21 protein-coding genes are annotated in these 21,132 nt (G+C 64.5%); 7 read left to right on the plus strand and 14 right to left on the minus strand.

Features of this window, described 5'->3' with window-relative positions; genetic code table 11:
* Window positions 1–113 precede the first annotated feature (113 nt).
* The 4 genes from J3P31_RS10260 (at window position 114) to J3P31_RS10275 (ending at window position 2,889) form a co-directional block, all read left to right on the plus strand.
* Window positions 114–563, plus strand: a complete 450-nt coding sequence (locus tag J3P31_RS10260) for a MarR family winged helix-turn-helix transcriptional regulator (protein ID WP_210528331.1) — start codon at window positions 114–116, stop codon at window positions 561–563.
* Entirely contained in the window at window positions 560–1,513 is a 954-nt protein-coding gene (locus J3P31_RS10265; RefSeq protein WP_210528332.1) for a DMT family transporter, read from the plus strand. The genes J3P31_RS10260 and J3P31_RS10265 overlap by 4 nt, the downstream gene beginning before the upstream one ends.
* Window positions 1,510–1,977 carry a GNAT family N-acetyltransferase gene (locus J3P31_RS10270; RefSeq protein WP_210528333.1) on the plus strand — a complete coding sequence of 156 codons (468 nt, stop codon included), beginning with the start codon at window positions 1,510–1,512 and terminating at the stop codon, window positions 1,975–1,977. The genes J3P31_RS10265 and J3P31_RS10270 overlap by 4 nt, the downstream gene beginning before the upstream one ends.
* 96 nt (window positions 1,978–2,073) lie before the next feature.
* Entirely contained in the window at window positions 2,074–2,889 is an 816-nt protein-coding gene (locus J3P31_RS10275; protein WP_210528334.1) for a hypothetical protein, read from the plus strand.
* A 264-nt stretch (window positions 2,890–3,153) separates the two neighbouring features.
* Here J3P31_RS10275 and J3P31_RS10280 read toward each other — a convergent pair whose 3' ends face one another.
* From J3P31_RS10280 to J3P31_RS10290, 3 genes are all read right to left on the minus strand, one after another.
* On the minus strand, window positions 3,154–4,260 hold the full coding sequence (locus J3P31_RS10280; RefSeq protein WP_210528335.1) for a tyrosine-type recombinase/integrase: 1,107 nt from the start codon (window positions 4,258–4,260) through the stop codon (window positions 3,154–3,156).
* Window positions 4,253–4,564, minus strand: a complete 312-nt coding sequence (locus J3P31_RS10285; RefSeq protein ID WP_210528336.1) for a hypothetical protein — start codon at window positions 4,562–4,564, stop codon at window positions 4,253–4,255. The genes J3P31_RS10280 and J3P31_RS10285 overlap by 8 nt, the downstream gene beginning before the upstream one ends.
* A gap of 307 nt (window positions 4,565–4,871) precedes the next feature.
* Complete coding sequence (locus J3P31_RS10290; RefSeq protein WP_210528337.1) at window positions 4,872–5,378, minus strand: hypothetical protein; 507 nt, start codon at window positions 5,376–5,378, stop codon at window positions 4,872–4,874.
* A gap of 942 nt (window positions 5,379–6,320) precedes the next feature.
* Here J3P31_RS10290 and J3P31_RS10295 point away from each other — a divergent pair.
* Window positions 6,321–8,024: a plasmid recombination protein gene (locus J3P31_RS10295; protein WP_210528338.1), complete on the plus strand. Its 1,704-nt coding sequence runs from the start codon at window positions 6,321–6,323 to the stop codon at window positions 8,022–8,024.
* Here J3P31_RS10295 and J3P31_RS10300 read toward each other — a convergent pair.
* The 7 genes from J3P31_RS10300 to J3P31_RS21360 form a co-directional block, all read right to left on the minus strand.
* Complete coding sequence (locus tag J3P31_RS10300; RefSeq protein ID WP_210528339.1) at window positions 7,984–8,607, minus strand: DNA-binding protein; 624 nt, start codon at window positions 8,605–8,607, stop codon at window positions 7,984–7,986. The two genes, J3P31_RS10295 and J3P31_RS10300, sit on opposite strands and share 41 nt — an antisense overlap.
* Before the next feature lie 131 nt (window positions 8,608–8,738).
* Window positions 8,739–9,479: an HNH endonuclease gene (locus J3P31_RS10305; RefSeq protein WP_210528340.1), complete on the minus strand. Its 741-nt coding sequence runs from the start codon at window positions 9,477–9,479 to the stop codon at window positions 8,739–8,741.
* Entirely contained in the window at window positions 9,476–10,864 is a 1,389-nt protein-coding gene (locus tag J3P31_RS10310) for a restriction endonuclease subunit S (RefSeq protein ID WP_210528341.1), read from the minus strand. Before J3P31_RS10310 ends, J3P31_RS10305 begins: the two co-directional genes overlap by 4 nt.
* Window positions 10,861–12,363: a class I SAM-dependent DNA methyltransferase gene (locus tag J3P31_RS10315; protein WP_210528342.1), complete on the minus strand. Its 1,503-nt coding sequence runs from the start codon at window positions 12,361–12,363 to the stop codon at window positions 10,861–10,863. Before J3P31_RS10315 ends, J3P31_RS10310 begins: the two co-directional genes overlap by 4 nt.
* Complete coding sequence (locus tag J3P31_RS10320; protein ID WP_210528343.1) at window positions 12,360–12,755, minus strand: hypothetical protein; 396 nt, start codon at window positions 12,753–12,755, stop codon at window positions 12,360–12,362. The genes J3P31_RS10315 and J3P31_RS10320 overlap by 4 nt, the downstream gene beginning before the upstream one ends.
* Window positions 12,737–16,156 (minus strand): type I restriction-modification system endonuclease, encoded by a 3,420-nt coding sequence (hsdR, locus tag J3P31_RS10325; protein ID WP_368373062.1) that lies wholly within the window; start codon window positions 16,154–16,156, stop codon window positions 12,737–12,739. Before hsdR ends, J3P31_RS10320 begins: the two co-directional genes overlap by 19 nt.
* Entirely contained in the window at window positions 16,050–17,750 is a 1,701-nt protein-coding gene (locus tag J3P31_RS21360) for a DNA-primase RepB domain-containing protein (protein WP_246849391.1), read from the minus strand. The genes hsdR and J3P31_RS21360 overlap by 107 nt, the downstream gene beginning before the upstream one ends.
* A 181-nt stretch (window positions 17,751–17,931) precedes the next feature.
* Between J3P31_RS21360 and J3P31_RS10330 the strand changes: the two genes are divergently transcribed.
* Window positions 17,932–18,276, plus strand: a complete 345-nt coding sequence (locus J3P31_RS10330) for a hypothetical protein (protein ID WP_210528345.1) — start codon at window positions 17,932–17,934, stop codon at window positions 18,274–18,276.
* Between the two features lie 259 nt (window positions 18,277–18,535).
* Here J3P31_RS10330 and J3P31_RS10335 read toward each other — a convergent pair whose 3' ends face one another.
* The 4 genes from J3P31_RS10335 to J3P31_RS10350 all read right to left on the minus strand — a co-directional run bounded on the left by J3P31_RS10335 (window position 18,536) and on the right by J3P31_RS10350 (window position 20,116).
* A complete protein-coding gene (locus J3P31_RS10335) occupies window positions 18,536–18,781 on the minus strand; it encodes a hypothetical protein (protein ID WP_210528346.1) in 246 nt (81 codons plus the stop codon).
* 77 nt (window positions 18,782–18,858) lie between these two features.
* Complete coding sequence (locus J3P31_RS10340) at window positions 18,859–19,131, minus strand: hypothetical protein (protein ID WP_210528347.1); 273 nt, start codon at window positions 19,129–19,131, stop codon at window positions 18,859–18,861.
* Between the two features lie 191 nt (window positions 19,132–19,322).
* Window positions 19,323–19,760, minus strand: coding sequence for a hypothetical protein (locus J3P31_RS10345; RefSeq protein WP_210528348.1), 438 nt, complete (start codon window positions 19,758–19,760; stop codon window positions 19,323–19,325).
* Window positions 19,761–19,831: 71 nt separating this feature from the next.
* The gene (locus J3P31_RS10350; RefSeq protein WP_210528349.1) at window positions 19,832–20,116 is read right to left on the minus strand and encodes a hypothetical protein; all 285 of its coding nucleotides are present in this window, start codon (window positions 20,114–20,116) and stop codon (window positions 19,832–19,834) included.
* A gap of 560 nt (window positions 20,117–20,676) precedes the next feature.
* Here J3P31_RS10350 and J3P31_RS10355 point away from each other — a divergent pair.
* Window positions 20,677–21,075 (plus strand): hypothetical protein, encoded by a 399-nt coding sequence (locus tag J3P31_RS10355; RefSeq protein WP_210528350.1) that lies wholly within the window; start codon window positions 20,677–20,679, stop codon window positions 21,073–21,075.
* Window positions 21,076–21,132 lie beyond the last annotated feature (57 nt).

Raw genomic sequence — 21,132 nt, forward strand, 5'->3', positions numbered from 1 at the left:
ACAGAAAGATCACTTTATGTATGATGCATACATATAGGTTTGACCCTATCGACCGTTTTGCCAACCTCTTTGGAGCCCTAGCCCTTGCGGTCACGGACGAACAGCTCCGGCGCATGCAGGCGTCCGCGGACCTCGGCCCCAGTGCGCTTGGGGCCCTTGTCACCTTGGGCGAGTACCCAGGCGAGTCGCTGGGCGGGCTCTCGCGCATCCTCGGTCTGACCCACTCGGCCACCGTTCGGCTGGCCGATGACCTGGAGCGGCGTGGGCTGGTCCAGCGCGAAGGCAAGGCCGACCGGCGGTCCGTAGGCCTGCTGCTGACCGAGCAGGGGATCGCCCTGCGATCAGCCGCGATGCGAGCCCGAGCGGAGGTGCTGGAAGGCGCTGTCTCGGTTCTGGAGGACGACGAGCGGGGCGCCCTCGAGCGCGGCATGGCGCGCCTGCTTCAGAACTTCGCCACGAGCCGCGCGGTGGCCGATCACATCTGCCGGCTGTGCGACGAGGAGGCCTGCGGCCGGAACAACTGCCCGGTGGAGCGCCGCGCCGTGGAGATCGACGGACCATGAGCGAGGCGGTCCAGGATCTCCGCCCCGGTCTGGGCCGGGGGATCTCAGTCGTCGCCATGGTGGGCTCGGCCGCCTGCTGGGGTGGGGCGACGGTCATGACCAAGGGGGCACTGGACGCCATCCCGCCCTTCACGCTCCTGTCGATCCAGCTTGCCTCGAGCGTCGCCGTGCTCTGGCTGGCCGTACTCGCATTCGGCTTGCGCCTCGGACCGCGAGGGCCGGCGCTGCGGGCCGCCTCGACCGGGCTGTTCGAGCCAGGCTTGGCCTATGCGGTGGGCGTGCCCGGCCTCGCGCTCACCACGGCCGGGAACGCCTCGGTGGTTGCCGCGCTCGAGCCGGTGTTCGTGGTCCTGCTCGCCTGGGCGGTGTTCCGCGTCCGGCCGGGATGGGTCGTGGCGGGCGCCATCGGCGCAGCCCTCCTGGGGGTCTGCCTTGTGTCGCTGCCGGACCTGTCCGGCCTTGGTCAGGGCGACCTGCGGGGCGACGCGCTCGTTCTGCTCGGGACCGCCTTTGCCGCCATTTATGTGGTCTCTTCGAGCCGTCTGGTGATCGACACCTCGCCGTTGGTCCTGACCTGCCTCCAGCAAAGCCTGGGCCTTCTGGTCGTGGTCGGCCTGGCCGCCGTCGCCTTGAGCTCAGGGCTGGAGAGGCTCCCGGCCAGCCTGCCCCGGGAGATGGTCCTGCTCGCGGTGGTGTCCGGGTGGGTGCAGTATGCGCTGGCCTTCTGGCTCTACCTTGTGGGCCTGCGTGGCTTGCCCGTCAGCGTCACGGGCCTGTTTCTGACCCTGACGCCGGTGTTCGGGGTGACGGGCGGCATGCTGTTCCTGGGCGAGCGCATCGCATCCCTCCAACTCGCCGGCGCTGTGCTGATCGTGGGAGCGGCAGGGGCCATGCTCACCACGACGAACACGCCTGCCCCATCACACGATACACAGGGATCACGACATTGACCCACCCCATTGCCATACGCGACGCGCACGCCTCCGACATCCCCGCCCTTGAGGCCGTCATTCGCGACTGCGGCCTGTTCACCCCCGAGGAGGGTGACGGCTTTGCTGGCAGCCTGCCCGGCCATTTCGAGGGTGGGGGTGAGGGCCGGGTCTGGCTCCTGGCCGGAGACGGCGCCGGGGCCGCCTACTTGTCGCCGGAGCCCGGGCCGGGCGTGTGGAACCTCCTGTTCCTGGGCGTCCAACCCGACGCGCGGCGCCGTGGCGTGGCCCGGGCGCTGATCGCCGAAGTCGAGCGCCGGCTGCGCGAGCAAGGCGCGCGCATGGTGCTGATCGACACCTCGACCGAGCCACCCATGGAGGCGGCGCGGGCGCTCTACGAGGCGTTGGGTTACGAGCGCGTGGCGCTCATCCCCGACTACTGGGGCCCAGGCGACGGCAAGCTCACCTTCTGGCGGGCGCTCTAGCTGCGTGGTGCAGGTTGGACTGCCCAGAAGGGGGTCGTCTCGTGTTGCTGCTGGCAAGTTCCTCCCCCTATCGTAAGCCGCTGCCCTGGAGACACGATGACCCGCACGCTGCCCCAGCCCCACGCCGAGTTCCTCGAGCGCATCTGTGACGCTGTCGAGCGGGACCCACGGATCCACAGCCTGCTGGCGGCCGGTTCGTTCATCCACGGCGGGCTGGACGAGTTCTCGGACCTCGACTTCGTCCTGGTGGCGGAGCCGGAGGCTCAGGAGGACCTGCTCGCATCGCGCCGCGCCTTTGCCGAGGTGCTTGGCCCCTTGCTCAGCGCCTTTACGGGGGAGCACGTGGGCGAGCCGCGCCTGCTCATCTGCCTCTATGGACCACCCCTTCTCCATGTGGACCTGAAGGTGGTCACTCTGGCCGACCTGGACCGGCTCATCGAGCGGCCTGCCATCCTGTTCTCCCGAGATCCTACCGCGCTGGAGGCTCGGCTCGACGAGGCCCCGGTGGCCTGGCCCAACCGGGACCCGGACTGGTTTGAGGCGCGCGCCTGGATCTGGCTCCACTACGGGGCCACAAAGCTCGGCCGGAGCGAGCTCTTCGAGGCCATGGGCATGCTCGCCTTCTTTCGCGAACAGGTGCTGGGCCCGATGCTGCACCGGCGAGCGGGGCTCCCCCAGCGCGGCATGCGGCGGATCGAGGCGCTGGGCCTAGACGGGGACAACCGGCTGTCTGACACAGTGGCGCGGCATGAGGCGGCCATGGTCAGAGACGGCCTCCTCGCCGCAGCACGCCTGTATCTGGACCTGCGGTCTGACGATCCACCGTCGGTGACCACTCCTGGCATGCCGGGCGCCTTGGAAGATTTCATCGCATCCTTCGGTCAGCCTGCGGCTGCACGGACGCTGACCTGAGGCTGTGGTTCAGGCGTGCGCATCCAGTCCGGCCTTCCACGGACGCCGCCATTCCTGATTGACGCACACCCCTTCGCAATGACCCCCGGGCCACGCTTTCTCACGGCAGATGTGTCAGAACAATCATGATCCAGCTCGATGATCCCAGAGACTAGGAACTCTTCAGATACTCCATCTCTGGATTGCTCGATCAGGTTACCCTCCGCCAACGGCCCGCAGGCCGGAAGCGAGAGAGAGAGACCGTGAGGACGTAATCATGTCCGATCACTCGATCTCACGCGACAGGGCAAGTGCCAGCTTTTCTAGGATGTCATCCGCCTCTTCCGGCACGAGACACACGTACTTCTCGATCACGTTGGAGGCATGGCGAATGCCCCAACCCATGTAGGTCGCAATCTGCTTCAACGAACAGCCCGCCCGGAAAAGACGCGTCGCAGCGGTGCCGCGCATATCATACAGGCGCAGTTCCTGCCGGATGCTATTCGGCTGCCGGAAATTCGCACGCATCTTCATCGCTCGGACGATCTGAGCAGCCCGTTCCGGGCTCAACTGGCCGCCATCGAGCGCCACGAACAGATATTCTTGGTCGGGAGGGGTCTCGTCGACAACCCGGTCGAGGTCCGGAGTCAGAGGGATGCTGAAGGGTTTCCCCGTCTTGGTGCGCCGCCAGAGAAACCGGCGACCCTTGGGCGTGGGATGAACGTGCTCGGGCTTGATCAGGCCGATGTCTTGGGGCGTGAGAGCATTGAGCGCTGCGACCGCGATCCGGTACTCCCGTTCAGATGCTCCTGTAAGCAGAGCTTCACGTTCCTGCGGCAACCAGATGATGTGGGAGCGGTCGCAATTGTAGTACCGTTCCTGCTTCCAGTGGTGATGGGTGTTGATCGCCTTGTCGGTGGCCTTTGCCCAATTCAGGAAACGGGTCACAACGGTGGTGGCATAGTCATACCGGCGCGGTGCGTGCGCCCAGGCCTGCTTCCAGTCGTTGATGTGAGACACCGACTCGGGGTCTTCGAAGATCTTGATGGGGTCAGGGCCGAACTCTTTGACGAATGAGTCCAAGAACTCGTCATAGTCGTCCTTCGTCCGCTGGGCGCGCAACACATAGGCCGGACTGGCGCGGTAGCGGTCCATGATGATCTTCGTGGTGCGCTCCTCCGGCGACGACAGGCTCAGTTGCGGCAGGCTCTTGGACCGCCGATGCTCAGCAATCTTCTTCTGACGTGATGCTTCGTAGGCCGGGGAGTCGACCGGGATCTTGTCTCCGGTCTTCCAGAAGAGGGGGCCGCCGCGGAAGGCGTAGTGATACTGACGAACAGTGCCGTCGGTGAGGGTCTTCGAGACGCGATGGATACCGGTGGTGTCAGCCATGGGACATGCGAGCCTTCCGCTGCTGCATAGGGGTAGAGACCAGCACGTCGGTGTTTGCCGGCGCGGGGTGATTCATCTGAATGGCATCGAGGCGCTGCCGCACATGGCGCGGGTCGTAGATGTCGCGGCGACCCGGAACCGTGGTGATGCCGACCTGCGTGCACCACGAACGGAAGGAGGACGTAACGCCTTCGAAGCCCTGGAGGCGGGCCAGCTGGTCGCCCGTCAGCATGACCAGGTCTGCCACGGACGGGTTAGAAATAGTGAAGAGATCGAGGACCGAAGTCGCACCCTTGTTCGTCATTTCCACGCTCCTGCATTGCGTGGTCGGGAGATCGAGCCGCCTCTCGTTCAGCAGCCGAAAACTCCCGATGGGGTCCCGCCCAGAGGCCGAGCGGGTTCGCGTCCCCGTTTTGACGTTGGTCAGCCTCTGATATCGCAGGGCGTCGAGAGGGTAGGGGGTCGAGTGAGGCAGAGGCCCGTGCTGGCCCGTCGACGTGACAAGGCTTGTCTGCACAAGCGGTCTGGCCGATGCGGAAAAGGCAGCCTTTCTGGTCTGCGCGGAGCCTGCCTTGATTGAGGGTTCCCCAGATCGAAGGTCAGCCTGACTTCTAAAGCTCCGCACCTGCACGGAGCCGCGTGATCCGGGCGTGATGGCTCTCGTCGCGCCGGCACTCCAACTCCTGGAAAGCATGTAGGACGCTGAAGTACTGCCTCAGGGCGGCCTCGGGATCCGGAAGCCCAGCGAGCCGGTCGACCACGTTGAGGGCTCCGAGGTCGGGCCGGAGGAGATCCCTGAGCCTCTCGTCACAAGCTGTGTAGAACGGCCGTCCGTCGGGGTGCCTTTGGGCCAACACCAGATTGACAAAGGTGAGATAGACCCTGCTTTCGATCATGACGGCTGCCTGTCGGCGCTTCCCAAAGACGACGATCGGTACTTGCTGAACCACCGCGATGCTCTTTGGATCGACGATACAGAGACTCAATGACCTGAGGGTTTCGCGGGACGAGATCGTCATGGCGATCTGAATGACTACCTTCGGCGGTGGTGCACGGCCGAGGAGAAACGGCTCGATCTCCTCAACCCGCGTTCGATCAAGCCGGTTTAGAATGCGCACAGCCTCTCGTTGCGCTCTATGACGTAGGCGCAGCGAGAGGGGTGGGATGAAGAGTGTCGTAATCAGCCTCTCTCTGAATATAGGATGCGAGCGACCAGGGGGTGAGGTTTGATCTGTCACCTTCCCCGCTAAGCGATGGCTCCACGGATCAAACACTGTCCGAGGCTCTCGCCAAGAACGTCGGCCGTTCGGCATATTCGATATCTAAGGCGCGCGACGCAGGGCAAGGTCGGTAAGATCAGCAACCCGGCATCGACGGTTGAGGACGGCCCGCTGGGCGAGAAGACCGACCGGTTCATCGACCGTTCTCGCGTGACGTGGACGACCCGAGAGGCCGGCGGCATTCCTCGATGCCTTGCTGTGTTCCTCGATGAACTGCCGCAGTCGGTCGCCTCGGCATGACTGCGCGCTCGTGGCAGATGAAGGAAGGGTGTGGATCATTGCCAGTCTGTTGGCTCCTCGGCCGGTAGTTTGCCCAGGTCGGGGGTCCTCGGATGATTGTGATTGCTATCGATCCCAGGAGCCCTGGCCCCCGCGCTCGGCCGGGTCTCGCCTCGAGGACCCGGACGTGCGCGGAGGTCGGGCCGACGCTGGTCCCCCTGAACGATGGATGCGGCTTTGCGATCTCGGGCCGCCGATGTCAGGTCATAGAGGAGGCCGGCTGGGCCTTTCCCCTGTGTGATGGCGGGAGAGGTCGAGGAGAGGGGGCACCCGCCTCTCCTCGCCGCCGGAGGCGCCAGGGTGCCGGGGTGGCGAACGCCCGGCCGCCCACCGCGCAGGTGCCCCCGGAGGGCGGGTCCAGGGCAGAGCCCGGCGAAGGGAAAACTCGAACGCAGGCGTAGCCGCAGTGCGAGTTTCCTACTGAGTATCAAACCCGCTCCCCGAGGAGCGGGCGCAGCTTTGCAGCGCGATCTCCCCACCGGATGGTGAGGAGATGGGTCCATGTCAGAGAAGAAGCACCCGATCGTGTTCCGGTTTGCGAGCATCTATCCGGCCGCTCTGGCCCGCATCGAAATGCATGCCCGGCGCAGCGGGGGACCTCTCGACAACATCGAGCTGGCCTTCTCGGATCGCAACAAGGTCCATGTCGGCCCGACCTTCGCGAAGGAGGTGCGGGCCGAGATTCGGCAGATGAAGCGCCAGAACCTCGATGAGGAGGTAGCGGCTTGTCATGCGCGCAGACGCAAGAAGGAGGCCAAAGCGCGCGAGGAGATGGGCCTGACCAACCCCTGGCACGGCAACTCCCAAGGTCCGATCCGGGAGGTAGTGGTGACGGCGCACTGGCAGTACTTCGAGGTCGAGATCATGTCCGACCTCGACGACGTGCTCACGACCTACGGGGTTGATCCGAACGGCAAGGACGTCGTCCACACCCTGAGCAAGAAGAAGATCGCAGCCTTCGAGGAGGCGACGCTGGAGTTCTTCGAGAAGTACTTCCCCGGTGCTGTGCGGCACCTGCGCCTAGACCTAGACGAGGAAACGCCACATTTCCATGCCGTGCTCTTCGTCACTGCCGAGACCACGAACAAGACGCGCGGCATGCAGCGGCTCATTCAGCCCTCCGCCCATCCCCTTCTCGCCGACTACGAGCTGGCCCAGGACGTGGCGGGGGAGCACTTCTCGAAGATTGGGCTCGTGCGTGGCCAGAAGCGGGCGCAGGAGGTGCGTGACGCCAAGGAATCGGATCTGCCGCTGCCCGATGCCGTCCGTCACGTCCCGCCCCGGGAGTATCGCAACGCACGGGCTCGCGCGATCCGCGCCAAGGAGTTGAACCTGCGTGATCGCGAGAACGATCTGGATCTTCGCCAGGCGGAGATCTTCCTCGACGAGGTCGCCCTGGATGCCTCCCTGGCGGACGCCGAGGGGGCCGAGCGGAGGGCCGAGAAGAAGGAGCGCCACGCCGACGAGAAGCTCTCAGCCGCGTCTGAGAGGGAGGCGGAGGTCAACGCCTATGCCGACGCGATGACCGAGGGGCTGGAGGCCATCCTTGACCACCGCCTGGAGTACACGCCTGCCGAGCATGGCCAGCCAGAGGGGCTGGAGGACGGACCAGAGGCAGAAGCACAGCCGTCGGAGGAGCAGGGCAGGCTCTGGACGCGCATCCAGCCTGCCTATGGACGCTTGGTCCGCTTCGCAAGGCAGGCCTTCCGGCTCAGAGAGAGGGTGTTCGCGGTGCGACGGTCGGAGGCTGACGTCACCCGCCGCGCGGCCGTCGTCGCGGATGCGGAGAGCCGCAACGGGCGACCGGTGTCTCCTGGCCTTCAGGAGATCCTGGATGCCTCCAAGACTGTCACCTACGAGGTGGAAGATTTCCCGGGCGCCTGGGCTATTCAGGCTCATCCGGATCCTCGCAAGGTGAAGGCCCGGCTCGACGAGATGTCCAACAGGGGCCTGCGCGACTGCTTTCTTGCCACCAGGGACGCGGCGGAGATCACGGTCGGGCAACAGGAAATCCATGCCGGCTTCGACCGGGGGCAGCAGTTGCTCAAATGGGAGGCGGGCCGGCGCGGGTTCGACCTCGAGACCGGCCGACATGATCCGTGTGCAGCCTCTGACCCGGAGCGGGCGAGGCTGCACACGGATGAGGACGTTCAGGCGATCCGGATCACGCTGCCGGGCGCTCAACGGCAGCGGGTTCGCCAATGAGGCCGAACATGTTCGTCTGGTGGGGATCGTCGGGGCCGCGCTTTGCCCCGTCCGTCGCGTCGTCAGCTTCCTTGCCGCTCTCCTTGGCCGCCTCGATGCGCCCCTGAAGACGTCCTTCCAAGCTGGCGATCTTCATCTTCAGTTCCAGGTTTTCCCTGACCTGCGCAGCCAGCCTGACTTCCGCCGCTTCGGCCCGGGTCAGGGTGGCGTCACGCTCGTCCTCCAGGAGGGCGACCTCGTTCTCGCGGTCATCCCGCTCGGCCTCGAGCGCCTTGATCCTCTCGGCACTGGCCCGGCGTTCAGCGGCGGCGCCTTCGTCGGCGAGGCGATACGCTCCTTCCCAGAGCGCCGTGGCGAGCTCGGCCACGTCGTCCGGCATCTCCGGCACCTCGCGCTCGGCCTTGGCGCGGGCCTCCTTCTCGGCAAGCAACGCCTTGACGAGCGGACCGAGGTCGCGGAACGACCCGCCGGTCTTTGCGCGAACGGTCGCATTCGTGACGCGGACACCGTCCTTCTCGAGTTCGGCGACCGCCGCCCGCACCTTCTTCTCGAGGGCGGCGCTAGCCTTGTTGTTGGTGGTCATCTTCGGCTCCTGCCTCTGGTAATGGTAAGCGCCGGTATTACCGATACCCGCGCTACCGCCCCGATGGGGTGGCAGGGAGGAATTGGAGTCGTCCGGATGTGGACGGAAACGCAAAAGGCGCGACGTAGCCTCTACGCCGGCATCTCCGACGAAGGTGGCAGGTTACCCAGATGGGCCTTCGTCGAAACCACCCGTCCGCACATGTCACGGTAGGTGGCGTCATCGACGACGCTCAAGACCACGACCGTGCGCGTCGCCGGATCGATAGTCAGGAGGCCAGCATCGAAAAGGCGGTGGACGTCTGCTCGCAAGATCATTCCATTTCGCGGATCATCCGGCCCGCCAGTAGCGCGCTGGGCGATGTGAGCGGCGTCAAGTACTTCGGGGATGGCGCACCCTGTGACGGCGCACCTGAGGCCATCGCGCTCGGCGATCTGTCGGCGGAAATTCTGCTGCTCTGGCCTGGTCTCGCGCATAGCCCATCTTCGAACGCGCTCTTTCAGTTCGTTGTCGGACTGCGACGGGGTAACACGGCGGCCATCAGGCTTCTCGACCATGAGACGATACTCATATGGGCCGATCTGCTGGAACACGACCACATCACCGGGCGCCGCCTCGGCCAACACCGCCTTGGTGAACTCGCCACGTTCCCTCATGAAGCCGCGTGGGCGTCCGGAGTGCCTTTCGGTCGGCAGGTCCGCTTCGGTAGAAATCTGGCCCCAGTGAAGCTTCAATCTACGAGGCGCCGGTCGCGCCTTGTCCGATCCCCCGATGACGTCCGTAGGAAGCTGCGACAGAAACGGGGTGATCGTGATGCGTGCTGCCTTGAAGTTCCCGTCCGTCAACGGGGAGCTACGGAACTCTGTCGTCATTCAGCAGCCGACCTCTTCTTGTGCCTTGCAGTGGGAGCACCGGCGCGGGCAGCGCGGATGCGGGCGAGGAGGACCTCGGCGGGTTCGTCGTCTGGGTTTTGGGGGACGAGATCGCCCCGGAAGGCCTTGGCTAGCAGACGCTCGTCGAACCGGTCGAGGAGATGGGCGGCGCGGGTGGCCTCCTCGGTCAGCCGGTCGATACGGGCGAAGGCGGCTTCGATGCGGCGGACAATGGCTTGTTGTTCTGCAATCGACGGCACCGCGACTCGATAAGTCTTCAGGTGATTCAGCCCGATCCTTGGCCGGGTCGCACCATGGACAAGTTGCTCCATGTCCCAAAACGTCTGGCGGGCGCTGAGCCGATATAGCAGGAATTTCGGACAGATGACGCTCCTGTCTGCCCGGATGCAGAAGCAATCTGCCTTATTGATCGCCGGACCGAGGTCCCCGGGGATGAGGGTTGCGCGTATGTCATCAGCCACGAATGAGGAGAACACAACATCATCGGCAAAGAGTTCGTGACGACGAAGCGTCGCAAACTTTTCAACGGCGATGAAGGTCTCCTTGTCCGCTCGGAAACTCATCACTCCAATATTCTCAAGGCGCACAACTCGCACGCCAAACGCGGTATAATCCTCAGTTTTCAGATTTGAACCGAACGGCCCATCAAATAAGGTCGCTGCCACATCAGCGATTGATTGTGTTTGGCAGGACGAAAGCCCAGCTACGGTTTCCCAATCGAGGATTGCCTGCTTGGCGCGGGCGGCAAACTTGGTGGTGCGGGCGAGGTGGTCGCGCGCGGCGGCGGAGCGCGCCGAGAGCCGGTCCAGCTTCGCCACGATCCGCCGCTGTTCGGGCAGAGGAGGGATGGGAATGGCAATCTTGCGAAACCGGTCGAGGCTTACCTTCTGATGGGCAACGCCGGTGGTGATTGCCAAGATCTGATTCTTCACTGGCTGCGACCGAATCGCGGCAGATAGGAATTCTGATGACGTCAGACCGGGATGCGGTGTAATCTTGATGCAGTCAGATGTGATTATAGCCGGACCCAATCCCTCCGGATAGATCGCCGTGTCGCCTGGGGGGTCACCCATCTTAGTGACAAGCAGATCACCCGCATCTGCGGAGTGCGATCGAAGCTCCGATGCCTTCTTCTCAGAAACGAATCGCGAGCCGAGATCAGAGAAGTCTGCGGCTCGAATATTCCGGACAAAGATAAGTCGCACACCAGAGTCCTGGTAGTCGGACTTCAACAGATTGCTGCCGAAAGGACCGATTGCGATAGAGTGTGGATGATCTGAGGCGAGCTCGTCCGGACTGATCCATGACCAGCTATCCGGGATAGCCTCATCGCTGGGGACTTCCGTCGCAGGCAAGCGCTTCATTCCGCCGCCATCGCCTCTGGCGCCTCTTCTTCCTCGCCTTCCAGCTCCAGCACCAGAGCCTCGATCTCCCGCGTGGCCTCGCGCAGGTGGCCGAGGATCGCGGCGGTGATGTCATCGGGGTCGGTCAGGCCGTCCTCGGCCTCCTCCTCGCCGTCGCGCAGCCAGGAGATGTCGAGGTTGTCACCGCGCTCTCGGATCTGCTCACGGGTGAAGCGGCGGAAGCGGCCCTCCTCGCCTTGGTCACGCCGCTCGGCCCGGCCGTAGGGATCGTCGCCGAAGGCTGCCTCGAAGTCGGCGAAGTCGGCCTCGCGCAGCGGCCGGGTCTTGCCGTAGGAGGGGGCACCGGCCCGCATGTCGTAGACCCAGACCTCCTGCGTCCCGCCCTTCTGGGCGCCACCGCCGTTGCGGGTGAAGAAGATGACGTTGGTCTTGACGCCCTGGGCGTAGAAGATGCCGGTCGGCAGGCGCAGGATTGTGTGCAGGTCGCACCAGTCCATGAGCATCTGACGCAAAAGCCGGCCCACGCCGTCCTCAAACAAAACATTGTCGGGGATCACCACGGCAGCACGGCCGCCGGGCTTTAGCGCGCGGATAATGTGCTCCACAAAGGCGAGCTGCTTGTTGGAGGTGCCGGCGGTGGTCGAGAAGTCCTCGCGCTGCGGCCGGCCGCCGCCCTTCTTTGTACCGAAGGGCGGGTTGGAGAGGATGAGGTCCGCCTTGGGCAGGCCCGCGCCCTCGGCGGTCAGCGTGTCCATGGACTGCGCCTGGCCCTCGATGCCGTGGAGCATGAGGTTCATCAGGCAGAGGCGGTGGGTGTCAGGGACCAGCTCGGCCAGGATGTAGCAGTCGCGGATCTGACGCTGGGCCACGCCTTCGTCGAGGCCGAAGAACTCGTTATTCTTCTCGTGGATGCGCCGGTGCGCAGCGACGATGAAGCCGCCTGTGCCGGCCGCCGGATCCTGGATCCGCTCGCCCAGCCGGGGCTTCATCAGGCGGACGATGCAGTCGATCAGTGGACGTGGCGTAAAGTATTGCCCAGCCCCAGACTTGCGATCCTCGGCGTTCTTCTGGAGGAGACCCTCATAGAGGTCCCCCAGGCCTTCTTCGCGGGCATCGAACCAGTCGAGCCCGTCGATGCTGGTCGTCAGGCTCTTGAGGTTGGCAGGCTTCCTCAGCTTCGTCTGGGCGTCGGTGAAAATGGCGAGAACCAGCGGGTCCTTCGCTGGCTTGCGGTTGCCCTTCTCGTCCATCTCAAGCGGATCGCCGAGGGCATTGAGGAGCTGCTTGTAGAAGGAGAGCTGGTCGAGACCCTCGCGCCGCGCGAGGTTCGCCCAGCGGTACTCCGGCGGCAGCCGGTTCTCCTGGCCCGTCTCCTCCAGCATCTTGAGGAAAAGCAGGTAGGTGAGCTCCGTCACGTACTCCGAGTAGGTCACCCCGTCGTCGCGCAGGACGTGGCAAAGATTCCAGAGCTTGGCGACGATGTCCTGCGTGGCACTCATGAATACAATCCCGTGTCTCTTCCGTACTTCGAAGACATCTTCCAGTTGGTCATCTCAATGAAATATTTTCGCCATTGCGATTTTCCGCCAAGATACTGCAATTGAACTATGCTGTTTCCAATCAGATCCTCTGCGTCCCGCGTATGAGAACTTCGCAGTTGGCAAAGAACTAAGAACTGATACAGGTGTATCCAGGCGAATTCACTCAGGTCGAATCGTAGGCGACTGCAAAGATAGTCGTCCGTCTCCGTTTCATACTGGCGCTTGTGCATCTCTCGAAACAGCAGATCCGCAACCAAGCTTACGTCCTGTCGTTGCATGCCCGCCTGTTGCGCGACAGCTTCCAAAATATCGTCGGTTTCCAATTCATCAATCAAGCTGCGGGCTCCCATGTCTCCGTTCTGAGGTCGTCGAGGAGGGCCTCGAGCCTGCCTTCGAAGAGTTTGTCGAGCCGTCGGAAACCGCCCTGCTGGGCGAAGGGCGGCTCGTCCAGCGACTCGCGGTCGACGACGATCCGGCTCTTCATCTCATCGGCGATCCGGTTGAGCCAGCGCCTTTGCGGATCATCGAGCCTGTGGCGCGCAGCTACGCGCCGGATGGCATGGTCGACCCGTTCAGCATAGGGCACGAGGGGGTCGCCCAGCGCCGCCTGCCGGATGAAGCCGATGAGGCCGGCCGCGACATCCTCGCTGGTCTGGTCGCGCCACGCGGCCCGCAGCGCGGGCTCGGTGAAGTGATGGCCGTCGAGGAGCAGCTTGAGCTCGCGCAGGCTCCCGCGTGTGAGGTCGCGCGGGCGGGTGAGGACCAGGTTCAGCGCGGCGATCCGGTTGCCGTTCTCGCGCACGAAGCTGGTGAAGGCGTCGATGAAATCGGCAGGCCGGACACCCTCACCATAGCCACGCGTCACGCTGATCACCCGGTCGTCGTGATGAGAGATGGGGATGATCGGCGGGGCGCCTCGCGGCCCCTCAAAATCGAAGAAGGCGCCGAGGCCCGGCCGCTGCCTGGTCCAGGCTTGAACGTCAGCCGAGGGTCCGCTGCGAAAGCGCGTGAGCGTCTGCTCCGGCGTCTCGCCAGCCTGCGCCGTGTACTGGGTCCGGATCTCGTCCGTCATCTTCCGGATCTTGCGGGCAAGCTTGACAATGAGCTGGTCGAGGATCTCGTCCCGGTGGTTCTCGTCCTCCGTCCCCTCGAACCCACCGAAGAGGGTGGCGAAGTCAACCTGCGGGTTCACGACCACTGGCCGCATCTCCGTCATCGCCTGGAGGTTCGGGTAAAGGTCGACCGCGTCGTAGACTTGGAAAACCTCCTTACTGATGTCGTCGCAGCGGCGCGTGGCGCGGCCGATCATCTGGTCGTAGAGGATCCGAGAGTTGACCCGGCGCAGGAAGACAAGGCTGGTGATGGTCGGCACGTCGATCCCGGTGGTGAGAAGATCGACCGTCACTGCGATCCGCGGGTCCGCCTCGTTCTTGAACTTCAAGATCTGCTTTCCGGGAGCGTCGACCGAGCCGGTGATCTTCGCTATCATGCCATCTTCGATCGCTAGCCCCTCGTTTCGATAGGCCTGCCGAAGCTGATGGACTACCTCGTCCGCGTGGAGGTCGGAGGCGGCAAAGACCAGGGTCTTGCCCGCATTCGGCGACAGGATGTCGATGCGCCGGGCAAGTTCCTCGGCCACTACCTTGTTGAACTGCGGGGAGAGCACCTTCCGATTGAAGTGCTCGACCGAGAAGTCGAGGCGATCCTCCAGCGTGGCGGTGTCGATGGCACCCGTATACGGGTTCAGGGCCTCGATCGTCTCGCCGGCCTCAAAGGTGATGCCGGCACTGCTAAGAGCGGTCGTGATGAGGTGCGGCGGATCGTGGTCGATGAGCCAGCCGTCCACGACCGCCTCACGGTAGCTGTAGCGGTAGATCGGGGCACCGAAGATCTGCGCCGTGTGGAGCGCGGGAGTGGCGGTCAGGCCAACCTTGACGGCATCGAAGTACTCCACGACCCGCCGATACTTTGAGACATAGTCGTTCTCGTCGCGGAAGGTCGCCTCGGCCGCGCTCATCTCGCGGTCGAGCAGGTAGCCGCGGTGACACTCGTCGATGAGGATGAGGTCATACTGGTCGATCGGCGGCCGGCGCTCGGGCTCGCGCTCCAGAATGCGCTTCACCAAGCTCTGGACCGTGCAGACGTGGACCTTGGCATCAAGATCGATGTCGGCGTCCTCCAGGCCCCGCAAGCCAAAGATCTCTGCAAAGGTCCGGGCGCCGACCATGCGGGTGGTCTCGAAGGCGGTCTCCGCCTGCTCGCCCAGCGCGCTGCGGTCGACGACGAAGCAGACCCGCAGGAAGCGCTTCGCTTCTAGGAGCCGGTAGATCATCGCGATGGCGAGCTTGGTCTTGCCAGTTCCGGTCGCCATAGCCACCAGCATCTCGCGCCGACCTTCGGCGATGGCGGCCTCGACGGCCTTGATAGCGTTCACCTGGTAGGGCCGGAGCGGGAAGCCGAAGTCGAAGGGCTTCGTGGCCAGTTCCTTCTCGGCAGCGGCCCGATCCACCTCGAGCCGCTCCATCAACCCATTTGGCGTGGGCCAACCTTCGAGTGCCCGGGCGGCGTTGATGGCCAGGCGGGTGTCCCGGAACCAGATACCGCTCTGGATCGAGATCTGAGGATAGTAGCCGCGGCCGTTCGTGGCGAAGATGAAGGGAACCCGGTGCTCGCCCCAGGGCCCACCAGCCATCTGGAACGCATCGCTGGGCTGGATGTCCTTCGCGTATCGGCTGGCCTGCACATCAAGCGCGGCCGGCACGTTTGTCCGCTGCCGCTTGGCCTCGACCACCCCGACCAGGGTGCGGCCGACAAAGAGCGCATAATCTGCCGAGCCCGAAGCCGTAGGCCATTCCGCGATCGCCATGTAGCGGTTACGCTCCGGCCGGGTGCCGGCCGAGTGGCGCAGGACCTTCGTGTCCGCCTCCCAGCCCGCCTGCCGCAGTTGCTCGTCCACCAGAAGGCGAGTGTCGGCCTCGTCGAGATCCAGGCTTCGGGCGGATTCGAAGGCGGCCTGCACGAAGCCCCTGGCCGCGGGTGCGGACTGCGCCTCGTTGGCCCGCCGCTCGGCTTCCTGGGCCAGTTCCTCGTAGACCTCCCGCTCTTCCGCGGCCAGGCGAGCCCGCTCCTCTGCATCGAGAGCCGCCTGCCGCGCCAGATGGAGCGCCTGGGCTTGACGCTCGGCTTCAGTTGAGTGCGCTTCGAGTTCGGCCTGAAGAGCCGCAATCTGTGCGCGCAGGTCCTCGGCCTCGTTCGCGGCCGGCCGCGGCGGTACGAACGCCATGGCGAAGCCGGGCACGCGGGTGACGGTCGCCCGGAGCCAAACGCCGAGGCGGTGACAGAGCTTCATCGACTCGAAGGCAGCCCTGCGCTCACCAGCGAAGCCATGGACGGCGTCGTTACCAGCAACCCGGAGGTGATGCAGGACGTCGAGCACCTCCTTGGGGACGACGGCATCGGCGCGCATCCTTTGGAGAAGATCGGCGAAGGTGTCGCGAGGCTCGAGGAGAATGCCCGACCGCTCCGCGACCACCTGGGCCAGCCGCTCGGCAAACTGGCGGGTCTTGATCAGGGCGGTATTCGCGTCGTCGACGAAGTAGCGTTCGGCATGGGAGCCGAGCATGGCCAGCGGCGCATCAATCTCTTCAAGGTGGGAAAAATTCTGGCTTGCAGCCTGTCCTGCCGCGATCTGCTTGCGCTGCTCCTGCACCACTTTCGCCCATCCCACTCGCGACACCGGAGCAGACATCATTTCGCCCCGGACGGCCACTCCCCAAGCGGTAGAACAGCCGCCGGCGTGCGAAATCGATCACCCCCGGCTGGTACAAAGGTTGCACACGCGGATGCGTCTCGACAACGACTTCGAAGCAGGTGTCGGCCGCGAGTTCCGGAGCGTTCTCGGCTTTGTCGGCTGAGCTGGCGGGCTCGTGGCGGCGGGAAGGGTTGGGGGGTGTGGAGCCTTCCGTCGAGGGGCTTTGCCCCTCGACCTGGGCCTCCGGCGAGGCGGAGCCCCCCAGTAGCGGACACGGACCAGTGCCAACTTCGGTCGTGGCACCCTGGTCGGCACAGAGCGTCCCGGCTGCCCTGCGCCTGAAGTATGTTCGGCGGGAGATGCCGAGTTCGACCCACGGTTGGCGACGCTCCTGATCGTTCGTCTCCAGCCATGCCTCCCGGGTCGCGGCACCAGCCGTCTGCCGCCGCTCTTGCTCCCTCGCAGCCTTTCGACGCGCGCGTTCCTCCTCGGGCATAACCTGCTCGAGGCCGAGGGTTTGGGTCATCTCGGCGGAGATGCCCAGTATCTCCGCAATGGTCGCGCCTGAGTAGTGGTATCGCCCGTCCTTGAGCGGACCCGCCGAGACCGGTAGGGCCGCATGCCGGGAAGCGGCCTTGATGAGCGCCCGGACTTCTGCCGGTGGCAGACCCGGTGTGGCAAAGGCCGCGACCTCCAGGATCCGGCTCTCGACTTCCTGCGGCGTAGAGAAATGGGCGAGGCTGGTCGCGTAAAGGTGGAGCCAGCTGTTGCGCACGCCCTTCGGAACGGCGCCGCCCCAAGCGGTCCGGACTCGGTCGAGATCGCGCAGAACCGCCCGGAAACGCGCCTTCGGCGTGAGGCCCTGCGGCATGCCAGTGATTGCCAGTCTTGCCTGTCGTTCCTTCCGTTTCTGGAGCTCGGCTCGGGCGGGGCGTCCCGCAGCCGTGTAGATGCTGTCGGCGAGAGCGTCGAAGTCCAGGCGCTGGAGGGTGCCCGTGATCAGCCGCGCCTCCTTGCCGCTTTTGGAATTGATAGAGCCCGGCAGGCGCGTGACGCGCGCCGCGTCGCGGCAGCTCGGATCCGCCCCCAGTGAGCGGAACAGCTCGATGAGCGCGGTCTGCGCCGCGTGCCACCTCGGGAGCGCCTGAGGGGGCAGGGGAACCACCAACCAGATGGCCGCGAGTCCACGTCCCGTGAACAGCACGAAGGTCGGTTCGGGCAGCTTGAGGTCGAACAGGCGCATGCTCACCTCCAGCCACCACATGGCGGGATCTGTGGCCGTCATCGGGGGCACCCGATCCACGTCGAGGTCCAAGAACAACCCATTCAAGGATGCCAGCTTGGCGATCTTCCGAGGGCCATGGAACCGGTGGAGCGTCACATAGGCGTCGTAGTCGAGCAGGCATTCCGCGCGGAGCGGCGCCTCGTCGACCGGGTAGATCTTGCTGTGAGCCTGCCGTGCGCCGGTCTTGACCATGAGAGACAGCTTCCCGACCGAGCCTTCGGGATGCATCAGCCGGACGTAGTCGGCCGTGCTGATGGTCTGCGCGACGAGTTCAGCGTCGTTAAGGTCTGTGAAGTTCAGGTGTTCCATCGAGGGAAGCTGGTTCCCGGAACGCCCGTCGCAAAATGTGCTCGAGCCGGCTCGACTCATTGACCCGCGATTCGCCCTCAGGACAGGCCATGTCGTCGGGGCAAGCCGTTTCCGGGCGGATCGGGTGGACCAATCTCCTTGTCAGGCCGGGCATTCCGCCAGGCTCCTGAAGGACCTTGCCATGATGTACGACAAGAACGACCACCTCGCCGAGCTCTCGGATCTCGAGCACTTGCGCGGGACCGCCCAGTCTCTTCCGTCCCCGTTGAACGAGCCCTTCCGGGCGGATGCCTGCGCCTGTAGGGAGATTCTCTCCTCGTCCTGCACGGTCGACGAGGCCGTGGAAGGTCTCTCGATCAGCGAGGCGATTGCGGTGGCTCTCGCGTTCGGCCGCGCGGATCTTCTGCCCGAGCCTTACGATGATTTCCGTACCGCGTGGCGCCGGCTCGACCATCGCCAGCGCCGGCTTGTGGACCTCGCCGCCCGGGCCCGCTGGAAGGGCAGGGGGGAAGGCGCCACCTGCTGACCCGACCGGTGCGGAGCGCAGATCGCTGTTGGGGAACGAGAGCGTTCGTCCGGAAGGATCTCGCTCTTTCCTCAGTTCGGGACCCTGCTCGCGGATCCTGCGGAGCAGGTTCTCCTCAGGCGACGTCCTCAGGCAGGTTCAGGGGGTGCGAGTCCTCATGAGGAACTTCCCCCGCTCATGATGGGACATGACGTCGAAATTCCGGCAGGATCGAGAGGAGTCCCCTCGTCATGTCTGCTGAACTCCCGTGAGAATGCGGTCACCGGGCCCAGCCAAGGGTGGTGGCTTCGAACAGCAGTTTCTCGTGGTGCGACATGGCCTCGACCTCGAGGACGAGCTGCCTGGCCATGATACGTCGCAGGCAGGCCTCGACGAGCAGCCCGTGTCCGGCGGCATCCAGCGCGGCCATGAGCCGCTGCTTCGGCCCGATGTCGGTAGGCCACCCACGCCATGTTGCCTGCTGGCCGGTAATGACGATCTCTTCGGGCGGAATTTCGATCGGCATGGTCATTATCCTGCTGAAGTCTTGGAGGTCGGACAGGGGGTTGACCGGGCGGCCTTGGACCACCCGGTCGCACGAGATCAGGCCTCGAACGTCGAACTGGGTTCCTCGCTCATCTCGGCCTTGTCGGCGTGCTTGTCCTCGCCCGCATCCGCGTCGAGGCGCAAGGAGAGATGGCTGCCCTTCTCAAATCGAAGGGAATTGAGGATCGCCTGACGAAGCGCCTCCTCCGTGGAGAGGTAGAGACCCGCCTCCGTCATGAGGTCGTAGTGCATGACTACGCGCGCGGGCAGCTCGAGCGTCACGGTGATCGGCTGGGGTGCAGGCTTGGGGTGGTCGGTGGTGTCACTCATGTGACGGGCTCCTTGTGTCCTGCGGCGTTCGGCGCCGCTGATAGGGAGGTTGGCCGGTCCGCGGATCGACGAAGCGGATCCGGCAAGGAATTTCGCAATCCCATCGCAAAGGGGGTCAGGGTGTGTCGGCGGTGATCTGAACAGCAGCTGGCTATCCCGCCGGCGTCTCCTCCCCGTCCGAGGGAGAGCTCTTACTTGCCTCTCTCGAGGAATCCTCGCGCCCGACCAACCACCCTCTCCGCCACAGCCAGATCGAGCATGTATCTCGCAAGATGCAGAGCTTGGGCGACGTCCGAGCGGACGCGCTCGATGTGGCGCCCTGTCTCGGTGAGACGCCGGTCCGGCGAGATCGGCTCCTCCGCGTCGGATGAGCCGTAGGCTGGCACGTAGTATGCCTCCGCCTCGACGAGGACGTGCAGCTCGCCTTCCAGCTCCTCGAGCTCGGCGAGCGCGAGTTCCTCGAACAATGCTTCGGAGCTCAGGAGGCGCGCCAGATGACCGACACGGCCGCCCGGCACGATCCCGAGCTGGCGCAGCCCCGCGGCAGCACGGCGACCAGCCTGGAGCGCGCCTGCGGCGATGTCCTCCGCGCAAGCGAAGTCGGAATGGGTCTTGGTAATGATCGTCATGGAGAGCTCTCCTTGCGCCAGCCCGATGCCGACGCGTCAAGCGTCCGCCTCACTCGGGCGGACGTGGGGCCTCAGGTTGCCGGAGCCTGGATTCCTATCTGCCGCCCGCCGTCCTGAGCTGCCGGCTCTTCGGTGCGCAGTTGCCGGACGATGTCGTCGAGGGCATCGAAGTGACGGCAGCAGACGTGGACCTTCGGGTCCTCCGGGTCGAGGCACACGAACGGTCTGGCTTCGGTGTCTTCAAGATCATCGATCCGCTCCAATGCGAGCAGGCCACGCAGCTCCTCGAGAACGCGGCGGTGCCATCGGCCGAGGGGCTCGGAGCGGAGCACCGCCATAATGAGGGTTTCGGCCATGAGCCTCCACTTTGGGCCACTCAACTATTCACAGCAGGCAATGAGGTCATCGCTCCCCCCTCAAAGTAGGCCCGCCAGCGCGAAAATGCGCTGGATGTCTTGGCGAGCGGGAAGATGGCAGGAACGGCAGTTTCGATGGCGATGGCAGGGTAAGTCGTCATCTGGAGATCCCCATTGGTGCCACAGGCACCGCGCCTTGGGCCGTCAAGATCGGTGCGGAGATCCCTCTCTTTCTTACGTCCCGGCCCGCCACGTGAGGCGCGCTCTCGCCATGAGGAGCGCGCCTGGCGAGGTGAGGGCCGGGCAACCGCAACTTCGTTCTAAGGGTGACATGCGAAACGGGCATCTTTCCGATCAGGGGGAAATATGCGGGCCGCTCGTTCATCCTTGTTCCCATCAAGGGCGCTCGGAGCGGTGCTCTCGATGTTGCTCTGCTGATCGCGTCCATCTCGAGGCTACTCAAGGAGCCTTGCGCAACCAAACTCGAACATGCACTGGATGTTAGCTGATCTCAAAAAACGCGCAGCCGAGACGCGCTCACAAACTCAATGGGGGATTGCGTGAAGGTCTATGAAGTATTCACTCCGAATGACATCCCGACTGTCACATACGTCGACCGGGCTGCACACCAACTCGAACAAAAATTGATAGACTTCTATGAGACACCAAACCTCGTTATTTCAATCGCTGGCCCCTCCAAGAGCGGCAAGACAGTTCTGATCAAGAAGGTCGTGCCTGACGATCATCTGATCACCGTACGCGGAGCCAGCATAGAACGCGCCGAGGACCTCTGGAACAGAGTTCTTGACTGGATGGGCGCACCCTCCACCGTCACCATTTCTTCGAACAAATCAAACCAGATTACTGGGAATGCCGAGGGGGGAGGCAAGATTAAGGTACCTCTGGTCGCAGAAGGCGAAGCAAAGGTGGTCTGCCCCCTGAAAAGTGGTCCTCCCTGAAGTAGGCTTTCGGGCCTGAGGAGGATGAAGGAATGCCCCAGAAGAAGCACAAGCCGG

Source organism: Rubellimicrobium arenae, from assembly GCF_017916275.1.
GTDB classification, from domain to species: Bacteria; Pseudomonadota; Alphaproteobacteria; order Rhodobacterales; family Rhodobacteraceae; genus Rubellimicrobium; species Rubellimicrobium arenae.

Bases quoted from the DNA above. Each gene is read 5' to 3' on its own strand.
- J3P31_RS10260 (WP_210528331.1), top strand. From the start codon at position 114: ATGCAGGCGTCCGCGGACCTCGGCCCCAGTGCGCTTGGGGCCCTTGTC.
- J3P31_RS10265 (WP_210528332.1), top strand. From the start codon at position 560: ATGAGCGAGGCGGTCCAGGATCTCCGCCCCGGTCTGGGCCGGGGGATC.
- J3P31_RS10275 (WP_210528334.1), top strand. From the start codon at position 2,074: ATGACCCGCACGCTGCCCCAGCCCCACGCCGAGTTCCTCGAGCGCATC.
- J3P31_RS10280 (WP_210528335.1), bottom strand. From the start codon at position 4,260: ATGGCTGACACCACCGGTATCCATCGCGTCTCGAAGACCCTCACCGAC.
- J3P31_RS10285 (WP_210528336.1), bottom strand. From the start codon at position 4,564: ATGACGAACAAGGGTGCGACTTCGGTCCTCGATCTCTTCACTATTTCT.
- J3P31_RS10295 (WP_210528338.1), top strand. From the start codon at position 6,321: ATGTCAGAGAAGAAGCACCCGATCGTGTTCCGGTTTGCGAGCATCTAT.
- J3P31_RS10300 (WP_210528339.1), bottom strand. From the start codon at position 8,607: ATGACCACCAACAACAAGGCTAGCGCCGCCCTCGAGAAGAAGGTGCGG.
- J3P31_RS10305 (WP_210528340.1), bottom strand. From the start codon at position 9,479: ATGACGACAGAGTTCCGTAGCTCCCCGTTGACGGACGGGAACTTCAAG.
- J3P31_RS10310 (WP_210528341.1), bottom strand. From the start codon at position 10,864: ATGAAGCGCTTGCCTGCGACGGAAGTCCCCAGCGATGAGGCTATCCCG.
- J3P31_RS10315 (WP_210528342.1), bottom strand. From the start codon at position 12,363: ATGAGTGCCACGCAGGACATCGTCGCCAAGCTCTGGAATCTTTGCCAC.
- J3P31_RS10320 (WP_210528343.1), bottom strand. From the start codon at position 12,755: ATGGGAGCCCGCAGCTTGATTGATGAATTGGAAACCGACGATATTTTG.
- hsdR (WP_368373062.1), bottom strand. From the start codon at position 16,156: ATGATGTCTGCTCCGGTGTCGCGAGTGGGATGGGCGAAAGTGGTGCAG.
- J3P31_RS21360 (WP_246849391.1), bottom strand. From the start codon at position 17,750: ATGGAACACCTGAACTTCACAGACCTTAACGACGCTGAACTCGTCGCG.
- J3P31_RS10330 (WP_210528345.1), top strand. From the start codon at position 17,932: ATGATGTACGACAAGAACGACCACCTCGCCGAGCTCTCGGATCTCGAG.
- J3P31_RS10335 (WP_210528346.1), bottom strand. From the start codon at position 18,781: ATGCCGATCGAAATTCCGCCCGAAGAGATCGTCATTACCGGCCAGCAG.
- J3P31_RS10340 (WP_210528347.1), bottom strand. From the start codon at position 19,131: ATGAGTGACACCACCGACCACCCCAAGCCTGCACCCCAGCCGATCACC.
- J3P31_RS10345 (WP_210528348.1), bottom strand. From the start codon at position 19,760: ATGACGATCATTACCAAGACCCATTCCGACTTCGCTTGCGCGGAGGAC.
- J3P31_RS10350 (WP_210528349.1), bottom strand. From the start codon at position 20,116: ATGGCCGAAACCCTCATTATGGCGGTGCTCCGCTCCGAGCCCCTCGGC.